General features: G+C 56.4%; 7 protein-coding genes. 6 read left to right on the top strand and 1 reads right to left on the bottom strand.

Features of this window, described 5'->3' with window-relative positions; all coding sequences use genetic code 11:
• Positions 1 to 780 precede the first annotated feature (780 nt).
• The 6 genes from BN348_RS07740 to BN348_RS07715 all read left to right on the top strand — a co-directional run bounded on the left by BN348_RS07740 (position 781) and on the right by BN348_RS07715 (position 11658).
• Positions 781 to 1632: a helix-turn-helix domain-containing protein gene (locus BN348_RS07740; protein ID WP_040197255.1), complete on the top strand. Its 852-nt coding sequence runs from the start codon at positions 781 to 783 to the stop codon at positions 1630 to 1632.
• Complete coding sequence (locus tag BN348_RS07735; RefSeq protein WP_040197254.1) at positions 1626 to 2294, top strand: hypothetical protein; 669 nt, start codon at positions 1626 to 1628, stop codon at positions 2292 to 2294. Before BN348_RS07740 ends, BN348_RS07735 begins: the two co-directional genes overlap by 7 nt.
• Entirely contained in the window at positions 2287 to 3678 is a 1392-nt protein-coding gene (locus BN348_RS07730; RefSeq protein ID WP_052446809.1) for an MATE family efflux transporter, read from the top strand. Before BN348_RS07735 ends, BN348_RS07730 begins: the two co-directional genes overlap by 8 nt.
• Positions 3679 to 4540: 862 nt before the next feature.
• Complete coding sequence (locus BN348_RS13190; protein ID WP_156136456.1) at positions 4541 to 8530, top strand: MGH1-like glycoside hydrolase domain-containing protein; 3990 nt, start codon at positions 4541 to 4543, stop codon at positions 8528 to 8530.
• Between the two features lie 296 nt (positions 8531 to 8826).
• Positions 8827 to 11370 carry a heavy metal translocating P-type ATPase gene (locus BN348_RS07720; RefSeq protein WP_040197253.1) on the top strand — a complete coding sequence of 848 codons (2544 nt, stop codon included), beginning with the start codon at positions 8827 to 8829 and terminating at the stop codon, positions 11368 to 11370.
• 15 nt (positions 11371 to 11385) lie between these two features.
• Entirely contained in the window at positions 11386 to 11658 is a 273-nt protein-coding gene (locus BN348_RS07715) for a metal-sensing transcriptional repressor (protein ID WP_040197252.1), read from the top strand.
• A gap of 374 nt (positions 11659 to 12032) precedes the next feature.
• Here BN348_RS07715 and BN348_RS14315 read toward each other — a convergent pair whose 3' ends face one another.
• A complete protein-coding gene (locus BN348_RS14315) occupies positions 12033 to 13241 on the bottom strand; it encodes a BclA C-terminal domain-containing protein (protein WP_278247746.1) in 1209 nt (402 codons plus the stop codon).
• Between the last annotated feature and the right edge of the window lie 885 nt (positions 13242 to 14126).

The following is a 14126-nucleotide window of genomic DNA, read 5'->3' as shown; positions in this document are numbered from 1 at the left end:
TTGTCAGGGATTTCGGCTGTTTCACTTCTCAAAGACCACATAATATTGCTGATTCGATTTTTCTGTGCGTGTAAATTCGCGGTGAGCCTGTCTCTGTAGGCTTGTTCCATCTCACGGCCCAGCGGTTCGGAGCCGCCGCCAAAGAAGGAAATGATTTTTTGGATATATTTATATGAAGGCTTTTGATTGACATATTGGAGCCCGCGTAGTAGACTTCTAAATACGATTTACCGCATCAGGCTATAAGAGGGGCTGAAATGTGAGGGGTGAACTGTTTGATGCGGAACTGAAGATTATGGCGGTCATACGGAGTGGGGAGATAACAAGTACAAGCACATCAATGAGGTGATGAAGACGAATATGACGCAGCCGTTCCGCTTCGTACATCCTGAACAAACGATGCGCCGAAAAAGGCGATTCAAGCATAGAGCCGGGGTTTGAATACAAAGGGCTGGCGACAAAACAAGATGTACAGGAGTTAGAACCCCGGAGCTGGTCGGCAAGCTGTACGACGGGTCAGCCGGTTTGTGGCATCAGTTTCAGAAAAGCGCAGTTTATCAGATGAGGAAGCGAACCGCCTGAAAAGCTGCGGGAGACTGGGAAAATTAACACGACAGTGTTCTCCGCGCGGTTGGGGGCGGCTATGGATTTTGTTTATAATTTTGACCCATTGCTGTTTCTGTATCCTCAGCCGCAGTAAACCGGTATGAAAAACAGCAAGAATGATGAAAACTCTGCTGTACGCTCCTGATATAATGGATTCAATAGGGGGGAACGTGAATGTCCAACAACAGCATGGAACAGATCAGGTCGGCAATCGGTTATATAGAAGCGCATCTGGCTGAAAAGCTGGATCTCGGGACCGTTGCGGATGCGGTTCATTATTCCAAATACCACCTTCACCGCATGTTCCGCCATACGGTGGGGATGACGCTCTATGATTATATCCAGCGCAGAAGGCTGACCGAAGCCGCGAAATGGCTGGTGTTCTCCGACAGGCCCATCCTGGATATTGCGCTGGCTGCGGGGTATGAGAGCCAGCAGGCGTTCACGAATGTTTTTACAGCCATGTACAAGCAGCCTCCCAACAGGTACCGGGAGAATGAAAAATTCTACCCGCTGCAATTGAAATTCGATTTCGAAAGGAGCTGTGGCATGCATCAAAATATGGAACTGTGTGCGCGGGATATCACGGCGGCGACACAGGCGGACATCCCCTGCTGGATGGAGCTGGTCCGGCTGGTGATCGACGGCTTTCCGCATCTGTATGAGGAGGAGTACGTCGAAGTCCTGAAGGACCGTATCGATAAGCGGGAGGCGTTTATCCTGAAGGATGGCCGCACCGCAATTGGGGTCCTGATTTTTTCGTGCAGGACCGGAAGCATCGAGTTTATGGGGACGCATCCGCTTTACCGAAACGCGGGAATTCCCAAAGCGTTTATCGCAAAGATCAGGGAAGAGCTGACGAAGAAGCGGGAGATCAGCATTACGACATACCGGGCGGGGGATAAGGCCGATACCGGACACCGCAGAGCGGTCATGGAGCTGGGCTTCGCGGAAGCCGAGCTGCTGGTTGAATTCGGATATCCCACACAGCGGTTTATCCTGCAGGGGGATGCGCACAGATGCTGAGGGAACCATGTCAGGAAAGCGGGATGCGCGGCGCGCCCGTTTCCAGCGGGAATGCCGCCATTCCGTTCCCGGATGAGATTGCCCGCCTTGCCATAATCAATGACAGATTGAAGGACGCCTGGAAGAAGGCAAACGAAAGCGTCGACCGAATGGACCGGGCGTATATGGATGCCAAACGCTGCATGGCGCAGAACCGCGGGGAGATCGGTCCGCATGAAATGTTCCAGAACGAACTGGTGTTAAAGCAGCTCGGCCAAACCGGCGCGTTTGCGGTCAGCGCAGGGGATAAGCCCGTCGGGGGGATTCGGCCCCGAATCGATATGTCCCGGCGGAACGAACCTGCCTCCCTTGGCATCCTCACAAGAACGGAGCGTGATGCCCGAAAGCTTTGCAGCCTGTTGTCCGGGGAACAGGCTGTCCATCTGATCGCGCCCGCAAGCACCCGGTTTGCAGATGGGATACCGGCCGCGTCTCTGAGGATGTCCAAGGGGATTCAATTTGACGAGATTATCATCCCCGACGCGGCCAGCGAAACCTGTCATACGCAGCACGATGGGAGACTGCTGTACGCGGCCCGCACGGGGGACATGCGCCGGCCGATCCTTTTCCATGTGAGAAAGCGCTCGCGCCGGATCGGGCGGCAGGGTGAAGGCGATGGGTGAGCGGAAGGGGGCAGCCGCTGTCCCAGACAATGCGCTGTCACAGGATTTCAGGGCCGCCTCACTGCTGCGGTTTGCGGCTCCCTCTATCCTGATGATGCTCTTTATGGGCCTGTACACCGTCGCGGACACCATGTTTGTCGCGCGTTTTGTGAACACCGACGCGCTCGCGTCGCTCAACATTGTCTGCCCGGTCATCAATCTGACGGTGGGACTGTCCGCCATGCTGGCCGCCGGCGGGAACGCCGTCATCTCCCGCAAGCTGGGGCAGAGAAGGCGGCTCGAAGCAAAACAGGATTTTACGCTGCTGCTGTTGGCGGGGCTGGCTTTGGGGGTGCTGCTGACGGTATGCGGATTTCTGTGGATCGACCGGCTCATCGGTTTCCTCGGGGCGGACGATACGCTGTTTCCCTACTGCAAGGAATACCTGGGCATCCTGCTGCTGTTCCTGCCGGCGAATATCCTGCAGGGGCTGTTCCAGAACCTGTTTGTGACAGCGGGAAGGCCCGCGCTGGGCTTTGGATGGAGCTTTCTGGCCGGGACGGCGAATATCTTGCTGGATTACCTGTTCATGGTCCCTTTACAGATGGGCATCCGCGGGGCCGCCCTCGGCACCGGCATCAGCTATTTGATTCCGGCCGCGGCGGGAATCCTGTTCTTCTCAAAAAGCAGGGGGACGCTTTGCATCGTGCAGCCGCGCTGGAATCTCAGGATGCTGCTGGAGAGCTGTGCCAACGGCTCATCGGAGATGGTGGGACAGCTTGCGGCCGCCGTCACGGCCTTCCTGTTCAACCTTAACATGATGAGGCTGCTCGGCGAAGACGGCGTAGCGGCCGTCACGATTATGATCTATTCACAGTTTCTGCTGAATACGCTCTTTCTGGGATATGGAATCGGCGTAGCGCCTGTTATAGGATACAACCACGGCGGCGGCAATGCAGAGCGGCAAAGAACGGTGTTTCGCATCAGCATGCGGTTTATCGCGGCGATTTCCATGCTGGTTTTCCTCGTGTCGTGGCTGGGAGGCCCGCAGATCACCGCACTGTTTGCGGAAAAAAGCTCCGAAGTGTACCGCATCGCGGCAAAGGGTTTTTCCATCTTTTCTTTCAGCTTCCTGTTCTGCGGATTCAACATCTATGCTTCGGCGATGCTGACCGCCCTGTCCAACGGCAGGGTGTCCGCGGTGCTGTCATGTTTGCGGACGCTGGGCCTTGTCCTGGCGGGGTTGCTTCTGCTGCCGGGAATTTGGGGCGTAACCGGGGTTTGGCTGGCTGTCCCGCTCGCGGAGTTCATCATGGTATTCATCTCGGCAGCCTGCCTGCGGCGCTATGGAGGGCTGCAGCGCAATAGGGAGACACAGCAGGGTTCTCACAGGACAAACGGATGAAACGATCGATTGGATAGGTCCGCTTTTGGCAGGTACCGATGGTTCGAATGAAGACGCATCCAGAAGGTTATGCGGCAACACCATGCCGTCCGACCTTTAGGATGCGTCTCATTTTGCGCAATTGCAGATTTCGTGTGATCGATCCCGCACTGCACAGGAAAATGATCGGTTTCATTTTGACGGACCTTGAACTCCGCAGAAGTATGATGGGTTTCATTTTGCATATCGTCAGACGTTTCCCCATCATGATGGATATGCAGAAACCATAGCATGCGGCAGTCAATTTGATTCACAAAGCATTCAAATTTAGATGGGTTTTATGAACGAATAAATGCGTGAAAAACTGGAACATATCATAAAAATTCATATAAAAGATATAGTTTGATTGACGCTAAGAAAAAACAATGTTATAATTTTTGTGATTTCCAAATCGAAAAAATGTGCAAGTTGCCGCGTAGAAACTTGGTCGAGAAAGGCGGTGTATCCAATCTGAAGGGCGTTATAGGAAAGCGGGAGAAATGTCCTGACCAGAAAAAACATCATCTGCTGCGCCGGATGAAAAAATCCATCGGAAGGGCGGAAAATGTGTTCATAACGATGTGAGAATGTATCCGTCCCTTGACAAGGCTCAGCGTTTACAGAGCGTCGGAAAAGGTCCCTTGCAAGGCTTAAAAACGCGCGCTACCCCTGATGTCAGCATCAAGACGGATGTGCGATGAACGCAAAGCATGTTCATGAAATGAAAACACGGAAATGGTTCCTGCTGCGTTCAAAATGCAGCACGCGTCCCGGTTTGAATGATGATTGATCGAAGAAGAAACGGGCGTAAGCCCCCGGAACCGTAGAGGAGGTATTCTACAGAGTGAGAGGAAAAAAAGCAAAAGGGAAAAAGGTATTGGCAATGCTTCTGACGGCAGGCATATTGCTGTCCAGTATCCCGATTGTCAGCGCTGACGAAAAAAAGGAAACAGAACAGATTCAGCCGATCGCCGCGTGGGCGAACAGCGAACAGGTGGAAAACGATGGCACACACCGCACCGCCGGCCTTGCGATCGACGGCAATGAGGAAACCCGCTGGGCCAATGAATGGCGGGGGATGACTTCAGAACAGATGAACCATGCCTGGCTGACGGTCGACCTCGGCGCCGTCTACGATTTGAGCAAAATCGAAATCCTGTGGGAAGGCGAGTCGCAGTTCAGTTCCACCGGCGCATGGGCTAAAAAATATGAAATCCAGGTATCGGATGACAACAAGACCTTCCGCACCGTCTGCCGCAACAACAACGGACGCTACGACCCGATTCCCGACAACGGAAAACGGGATCCGGAATCCCTGCGCGTCAGCGGACAGGGACGCTATATCCGCATGCAGTCGCTTGAAGAGGGAAAGGCAAGCTCCGGAAGCTCGATCCGGGAGTTCCGCGTCTGGGGAACGCCGACTGGAAAGACGGCGGCGGCAGACTATGCCAATATCCTCAATACAGTGGACAATAAATTTTCTGACAACGGCGTCTGGTTTGGCTTCAAGCTGCATTCCGGCGACGATACAGGCAAATTCGGCGGCTTCGCCGGCCCGTTTGCCATCCTCGACGGCGGATATACCAGCTTCACCCAGTTGGCCGGCAGCATCGGCAGGTGGGTAATCGCCGATCAGAATGGACAGACATACGACCTTGCAAAAAGCGTGCTGACGGCGAAGTCCTATCCGGGCCGGCTGGAGCAGTCCTACGAGCTGGATGACTTTGCGCTGCATATGACGTTGATCTATGCAAGCGACCGCACAGCGCTGATCCGGACAGAAATCGAGAACAAGACGGCCAGCCCGCTTTCGCTGAAGCTCAAGCAGGTTGGCAGTTCCTATAGAGGAAATGCCGAAGCGGCCGAAAACGGCGTTTCATACACGTTGTGGGATCAGACGCGGTATGCCATTCGGTTCGACCGTGCGGTGTCTGCATCGGTCAGCGGCGCTTCCTATGAAGCGGCGTTCGACCTGACAGTCGGCGCGGATACTACCGAGACCATCTGCCAGACCCAGAGCTACACCTTCACCAACGCGGAGTCGGACGCAGAAAAGCTGAGGACGGATGAGATGCTCACCGACTGCGAGCCGTATTTTGCACAGAACCTTGCGCGCTGGGAGGGGTACCTCTCTCAAATCAAGGATGCGGATGTCGGCCAGGCGTATAAAAACGCGGCGGTCAAGTCAGTTATCACGCTGATGAACAACTGGCGGAGCGGCGCCGGTCAGCTGCCATCGGGCGGTATTCAGCCGTTTGGAGACGGAACGACGTCGTTCTGGGCATGGGATTCCTGGAAGCACGCGGTTGCAACGTCCCGTTTCAACCCGGAACTGGCCAAGGAGGAGCTTCGCACACAGTTTGTCTTCCAGATTCAGCCGGACGATCCGAAATATCCGTACGATGCCGGTACAATCTGCGATCTGGTCGGATATTACGGCATTGGAAACGACCGCGATTCGAAGCCCCCGCTCGCCGCGTGGGCGGTATACAACTACTATGAGCAGACTGGGGACAGGGATTTCATCGCCGAGATGTATCCGAAGCTTGTGGCCTATCATCAGTGGTGGTACAACAACCGCGACATCGACCACAACGGCATCGCGGAATACGGCGCCATGGTGCATCACGATCATTACCAGTACGACAGCCAAGGCAACATCCAGTACGATGAGAACGGGGAAGCGCTCTTCAACACCGGTATGATTCTGCAGGCGGCGGCGTGGGAAAGCGGTATGGACAACGCCACCCGTTTCGACCGCGAAGGCTACGGCCCGGACGATACCGGCATCGAGGTCTACCGTGTGAAGGACGACGATGGAAACACCGTCGGCTACAGCCTGAACCAGGAGTCGGTGGATTTGAACGCCTACCTGTACGCTGAGAAGTGCTATCTGAAGTCGATGGCGGAGATGCTTGACAAGACCAAGGATGCGGAAAGATACGAAGATGAAGCGCGGTATGTGCGTGATTATGTCAATTCGAAGATGTTTGACCTGGATACCGGCTACTATTATGACCTGCAGACCAACGAGGACGGTTCGGTTAAAAAGCTGCTGACCAACCGCGGAAAGGGAACCGAAGGATGGATCCCGCTGTGGGCGCGCATGGCAATGCCCGCGCAGGCGCAGGCCGTCGTCGGCAACATGCTGGACGAAAACAAATTTTATACGCCGATGCCGTTCCCGACCGCGTCGCGGGACAATCCGAAATACAGCCCGACCGGGTACTGGCGCGGCCCGGTCTGGATGGATCAGGCAATGTTCGCCGTCGAGGCGCTGCACAACTACGGCCTGGATGAGCAGGCTCAGCAGGCGGCATACCGTCTGTTCGACAATGCGAAGGGGCTGCTGGGCGACGAGCCGATCAATGAAAACTACAACCCGGAGACCGGCGGAAGGCTGAACGCAAGCAACTTTGGCTGGTCCTCCGCCGCGTTCTACAACCTGTTTGTCAATACATTGTCCGGCGCGGACAGATCGACGTCACAGACGATTTTGTCCATCCCGGAAAACACCGGGGACATCGAAGCGCAGCTTGCAAAGGCGGCCGCACAGCGGATTTCCCGGGAAATCGAAGATACCGTTGTGACCCGGCCTGACCAGGCCGGCAGCCTTGCGGACCTGCAGGCGCGGTACGATAGCCTGTCCAAAGACGCCAAGCAGTACGTTGCGCCCGAGCTGGTGCAAAAGCTGTCCGGTATGACTGCGCTTGCACAGCGCATCCAGGACGAAAAGGCGCAGGTATCCATTCAGGATAAGAGCCGGAACCGGTACGATATCGACATCACCGAGCTGACGGATAAAAAGGATATTAGGATGATCAAAGACGATGACAAGGGTCTTGCCCTGAAAGGCTGGTTCCCGGTGGATGTCGGCGGCGCAAAGGAAAAGATCAACGGCATCCTGACCGGTTCGGACAACAGCTTCACGATCGAAGCCACCTTCCGGCCCGGCAACGGCAGCGGCTTCAGCTACATTGCGGGCAATGGCGACAAGTCGCTCGGCTTCCGGTATGAACCGGCAGGCGGCGGTTACAGGCTGAATTTCTATGTGCATCACAACGGATGGAAGGGCGTCACAAGCTACACCATCATGGGCGAGGAAAGCCATGAGTGGCTGCGTGTGGCGGCGGTCTTCGATGCCGACAGGGACGAGCTGCGCCTGTATCTCAAGAATCAGGTCTGGACGACTGCCGGTGTCAGTGAAATTGATGAGACGCCGCATGACTTTTCAGTTGGACTCGGCGAATTCGACAATGCGGAGGTGGACGACCACCGCAACGATCATCTGTTCTACAACTTCCGTCTCTACGATAAGGCACTCACGCAGGATGAATTCCAGGCGCAGAGCATCAAAGCGGACGACGAGCATGTACAGCTGTGGTATGATTTCAACGAGCTGTCCTATGCGGACCCGTACGGCGCTGAAATCGAACCGACCGAAGGCATCATTAAGGATGGCATCCTAACCGGCGTCGCGGCAGGACAGACGGCCGGTGAGCTTAGGACGAAGTTCCTGAACGATCCGTCCGACCTGCGGATTGCCGACGCTTCGGGCGCTCTTCTTGCAGATGACGCGCTTGTCTCGACTGGATGCAGCGTGCAGCTCTATTATGAAAACCAGCTTCTGAAAGAAGCGGAGATCGCGGTTTTGGGCGACGTGGATGGAGACGGAAGGCTCGGCGTGACCGACCTTCTTTCGATGAAATCCTGCATTCTGGGACGAATGTCGTTCACAAAGGCGCAGCAGTATGCGGCCGATGTCCATGAAGACGGCATGATCAACATCTTTGACCTCGTGACTGTGAAATTCATGATCCTGAATGACGATTAGATCAACTCCATCATAAAATTATTGCAACAATGGGGACTGCACCGCATATGCGGTGCAGTCCCCATTTCAGCATCCCGGCTCTGACAGATTTCCGTAGAACCAATAAAACAAACAGGATGCTGCCTTGATGGAGCATTGGAATCAGGCGGTTTTCTATAAATAAACAAGATGACCAGTGCTGTTGCTTATGCAGATTATAAAACATACTATATTAGTCAAAATTGTGGTTGACATGACAGGAAGCATCTGGTATAATACAGGCAAAGACACCCTTACGGGGTATGGGAGATGGTGCAATGAAACAGACCTTTGACGTCACGGGCATGACCTGCAGTGCCTGCAGCGCGCATATTGAAAAGAGTGTCGGGAAGGTGCCGGGAGTCCAGCAGGTTCAGGTGAGCCTGCTCGGAAACCGCATGATGGTGGACTATGACGAATCTCAGCTTGACAGCGACGGCGTCATCGCGGCGGTTCAGAACTGCGGCTACGGCGCAAGCGAACAGGGGAAGGCCGGGAAGAAGAGCCGGGACGCGCAGAAAGGTGACCCGGTGCGGCAGGAACAGCGCAGCATGAAAATCCGGCTGATTGTCTCCTTCGTGTTTCTGATTCCGCTGTTCTACATATCTATGGGGCATATGCTCGGATTCCCGATACCGGGCTTTCTGCACGGCGAGGAAAACGCGGTGGCCTATGCGTTCACACAGTTTTTACTGGTGCTGCCGATCATGTTCATCAACCGGAAGTACTACATCAACGGGTTCCGGTCGCTGGCGAAGGGCGCGCCAAATATGGATTCCCTGATTGCAATCGGTTCCGCGGCGTCGGTTGCCTATGGCATCTTCGCCATCTACAGCATCGGATATGGGCTGGGACACGGGCAGCCACAGCTGGTCAGCCACTACCTGATGGACCTCTACTTCGAATCGGCGGCGATGATCCTGACCTTGATCACGCTGGGCAAATATCTGGAGGCCCGCTCGAAGGGAAAGACCTCTGAGGCCATTGCCAAGCTGCTGGATCTGACGCCGAAGGAGGCCACCGTGCTGCGCGACGGCGCCGAACAGGTGGTCCCGGTCGAATCGGTTGTGGTGGACGACATCCTGCTCATCAAGGCGGGGCAGAATATCCCTGTAGACGGCATCGTTCTCAAGGGAACCGGCACGGTGGACGAATCGGCGCTGACCGGTGAAAGCATCCCGGTCGAAAAGGATTTTGGCGATCCGCTCATCGGCGGGACGATCAACAAGGCCGGCTATTTCCAGATGAAGGCGACACAGGTCGGCGAGAACACCACCCTTTCGAAGATCGTCAAGCTGGTCGAAGAGGCGGCAAGCTCCAAAGCGCCGATTGCAAAGCTGGCCGACAAGGTCAGTGCGGTCTTTGTTCCAGTGGTGATTTCCATAGCCGTGGTTGCCATGATCGTGTGGCTTCTGCTCGGCTATGACTTCTACTTTGCGCTGAACATCGCAATCTCCGTGCTGGTGATCTCCTGCCCCTGCGCGCTGGGGCTTGCGACCCCAACGGCCATCATGGTCGGAACCGGCAAGGGCGCGCAGAACGGCATCCTGATCAAATCGGCGGAGAGCCTTGAGACAGCGCATAAGATCGATGCGGTTGTGTTGGACAAAACCGGCACCGTCACGGAAGGCAGGCCCAGCGTGACCGACCTTACGCCGGTTTCAGGCATAGAGGAAGCGCGGCTGCTGCGCGCGGCGATGTCGCTGGAGAGGATGTCCGAGCATCCGCTGGCCGAAGCGGTCGTGCGGTACTGTACCGAACGCGGCATTGAACCGGGTTCGGCGGACGGCTTTGTGTCGAGGGCGGGCGAAGGCGTTGCGGGCAGCGTGGATGGCAGACAGGTGCTGGCCGGCAACCTGCGCATGATGAAGCATGCGCGCGTCAGGCTGGGCGAATTTGAACAGCTGGGGGCACAGCTGGCCGACGCGGGAAAAACGCCGCTCTTCATCAGTGAGAATGGGGAGCTTCTGGGCATGATTGCGCTGGCCGATGTGATCAAGCCGACCAGCCGCGAAGCGGTGGCGCACCTGAAAACCATGGGCATCCGGGCTGTCATGCTAACCGGGGACAACCGCCGCACGGCGCGGGCCATCGCCTCGCAGCTCGGCATCGACGAGGTGGTCGCGGAGGTTCTGCCACAGGATAAGGAGCAGAAGGTTCGGGAACTGCAGCAACAGGGCCGCTGTGTCGCCATGATCGGGGACGGCATCAACGACGCGCCGGCGCTGACCAGGGCCGATGTCGGCATCGCGATCGGCGCGGGAACCGATATCGCGGTCGAATCGGCCGACATCGTGCTGATGAAAAGCGACCTGATGGATGCGGTGAACGCCGTACAGCTCAGCCGCGCCGTCATCCGGAACATCAAGCAGAACCTGTTCTGGGCGTTTTTCTACAATGCGATCGGTATCCCGCTGGCCGCCGGCGTGCTGTACGGTCTGCTCGGCTGGAAGCTGAATCCGATGTTTGCCGCCGCCGCCATGAGCTTGAGCTCAGTCTGCGTGGTGTCCAATGCGCTGCGGCTGAAATGGTTCCGGCCGAAATACCGGGCGGTATCCGGCAAAGCTGCAGCAGGCGGTCCCGAGTCAAATGAAGAATACAAGGAGGAAACATCCGTGGAAAAGAAGATTATGATTGAAGGTATGATGTGCGCGCACTGCAGCGGAAGGGTTGAAAAGGCGCTCAATGAACTGGAAGGCGTAAAAGCCGTGGTCAATTTGGAAGAAAAGTGTGCGGTGGCGGTCCTGAGCGGCCCGGTTTCCGATGAGATGCTCAGCAAAGCGGTCACCGATGCGGGCTATGAAGTGGTATCCATTCAGTAAAGGAGAACGATGCATATGAGAGCGGATAAAGCACAGATCGGACGTCTGCTGAAGACGGCACGCGGCCAGATTGACGGCATCCTGCGCATGATGGAGGAGGACCAGTACTGCATTGATATCTCCAATCAGATCATGGCCGCCGAAGCGATCCTCAACCGGGCAAACAAGGAGGTTATCCGTGCGCATATGCTCGGCTGTGTCTCCGATGCAATGCAAAGCGGGGATGAGGATGCCGCCACAGCAAAAGTAGAAGAACTCATCCGTGTAATTGACAAGCTTTCCAGATGATTGGCATTCTGTCATGAAGAAAAACGGATATAACGAACAGGAGCGGCTTCCATTTATGGAAGCCGCTCCTTACTTTGAGGATGGCAAACCTTGCTGGGATGAAATGAAAGATGTTCTATACCAATACTGTGCGATATATGGGCAAAGCATGGATGCGCATGTTTTACCCGTAGAAATCCGGATCCCGTTATGCGTACACATGTGGAAGCGGACAGGCAGTTTTTTTTCAGCGCCGCACAAATGCTGTTGAGGTATAGAAGATTCATGCATCCACTTGCCGCTTTTCTGTGTGGGCTCGCTGTACGGTGATGAAGAATCAAAACCGACAGATGCATCTGCAGGCGGTTGAGCATGCAAGCAAATAGAGAATTCGGCTATGCAAGACGAATTACATTTAAGCTGGCTCCGGTTCCGCCCTGCAGAACAGCGGCGCCAAGAAGTCCGAACAGCTGCAGCTGCAGTGTGTCTCCCGCATTGAGATTGACAATACGGGTTGCCGAGAGAGAGCTGACCGATGCGACCGGTGAGACGGTGGTTCCTGGCAGGGCCGCACCGTTCAGAAGAACGCGCGAAGAGAGCAGAAGTGCCGCCGTCAGGCTGATGGAATAGGAAACAAGGTAGGTTCCGGTCACAGGTACGGTAAAGGTGGTATTCGCAGCATTGACTGTAAAACTGTCCAGGTTTTGCTGGTTTGGAAGCGGAACAGAGGTGCCGGCGAGAATGACGGCGATTGTAGAGCCGGAAGTGTTCAGCGCGCTCATGCTGTTTACAGTTGCGGTTGTACCAGTTGCACCCGTTGCACCGGTAGCACCGGTTGCGCCTGTCGCACCAGTTGGACCAGTGGCGCCCGCAGCACCCGCAGCGCCGTCTGCACCAGTCGGACCGGTGGCACCAGTTGCGCCAACGTCACCCGCAGCGCCGGTTGGACCTGTTGGTCCGGCAGCTCCAGTAGCACCGGTTATGCCCTGCGGGCCGGTAGCTCCGGTTGGTCCCTGGTCGCCTTGTATTCCCTGAATACCCTGAATACCCTGCGGGCCGCGGATGGTTCCGGCTGCAACCCATTGATTTCCGGTTGCAGACCACACATATAATACATCACCTACCAGATAAGCGTCGCCGGTTGTTCCGGTCGGATGTGCGGTCTGCAGATCTCCGAGCGTATCATAAGAACCGAGAATATTGACACCGGTACCATCAGCGCCCTGCGGTCCCGTAACGCCCTGCGGACCGGTAGCGCCGGTGACACCCTGAATACCCTGGATGCCTTGAATTCCCTGCTGTCCCGTTTCTCCTGTAGCACCGGTCGGTCCAGTTGGTCCGGCGACACCCGCTGTGCCATCAGCGCCAGTTGGCCCGGTCGGACCGGTAGCACCAGTTGGTCCAGTTGGTCCGGTAGCGCCGGCCGCTCCGATGGCGCCATCAGCACCGGTCGGTCCAGTTGGACCGGTGGCGCCGGTAGCACCAGTCGGTCCGGTCACAGCACCGCCGACAACGCTCAAATCAACGTTTGCAGATCCCTGCGTTACATTGACGGCAATACTGCCGTCTGTCGACAGGAAATTAAAAGCATCTCCATAAGCCAAATCTGCCGTTCCAGCGGTTCCATTTACGGTAAACAGTGTTCCTCCGGCAAAAGTTCCGGTAGCGCCGGTAGCGCCAGTGGCGCCAGTGGTACCGGCTGTTCCCTGTGGTCCGGTAGGACCTGCGGGAATGGTAAAGAGAAGCTGAACTCCGTCGGGCGTAAATGTCTCGTTGACACCAGCCTGACTGCCAGGATCCCCCGTTACCGTGCCGGCAACAGCAACCACTGGTGTTGTGCCGGTAGCACCTGTGGCTCCAGTTGGGCCTGTGGCTCCGGTCGGTCCTGTGGCTCCGGTCGGTCCTGTGGCTCCGGTCACGCCTGTAGCTCCCGCGGCGCCGGTCGGACCAGTAGCACCTGTCACACCGGTGGCTCCAGTTGGACCCTGTACAACACCGGTATTTCCCCATGTGTTTACTGCAGGATTCCAAACATAGAGACTTCCGCCAACGAGGTAGGCGTCTCCGGCTGTTCCTGTTGGATGTGCAGCCAGCAGTTCTGCAAGGGTTGCAAAGGTTCCCAATACCGAGATTCCCTGGCCTGTAGCGCCGGTCGGTCCGGTAGGGCCGGTTGTGCCCGTCGCACCGGTTGGTCCGGTATTTCCAGTTGCACCGGTTATGCCTGTTGCACCCGTCGTACCGGTCGCACCGGTTATGCCCGTCGCACCAGTCGTACCGGTCGCACCGGTCATACCAGTAGCGCCAGTCGGTCCAGTAGCGCCAGTTGGCCCAGTAGCGCCGGTCGGTCCGGTGGCGCCTGTTCCCGGGTTAGGACACGGCGGACAGGGCGGCGGACACGGCGGATATGGCGGCGGGCACGGTGGGCACACCGGCGGACACTGTGGATTTTGGTTGCATCCGCAGTCCGACGAGCAGAAATTTGGATTTTT

This window comes from Candidatus Soleaferrea massiliensis AP7 (assembly GCF_000820765.1).
Classification (GTDB): domain Bacteria; phylum Bacillota; class Clostridia; order Oscillospirales; family Ruminococcaceae; genus Soleaferrea; species Soleaferrea massiliensis.
This window is presented reverse-complemented; position numbering and strand designations above follow the sequence as displayed.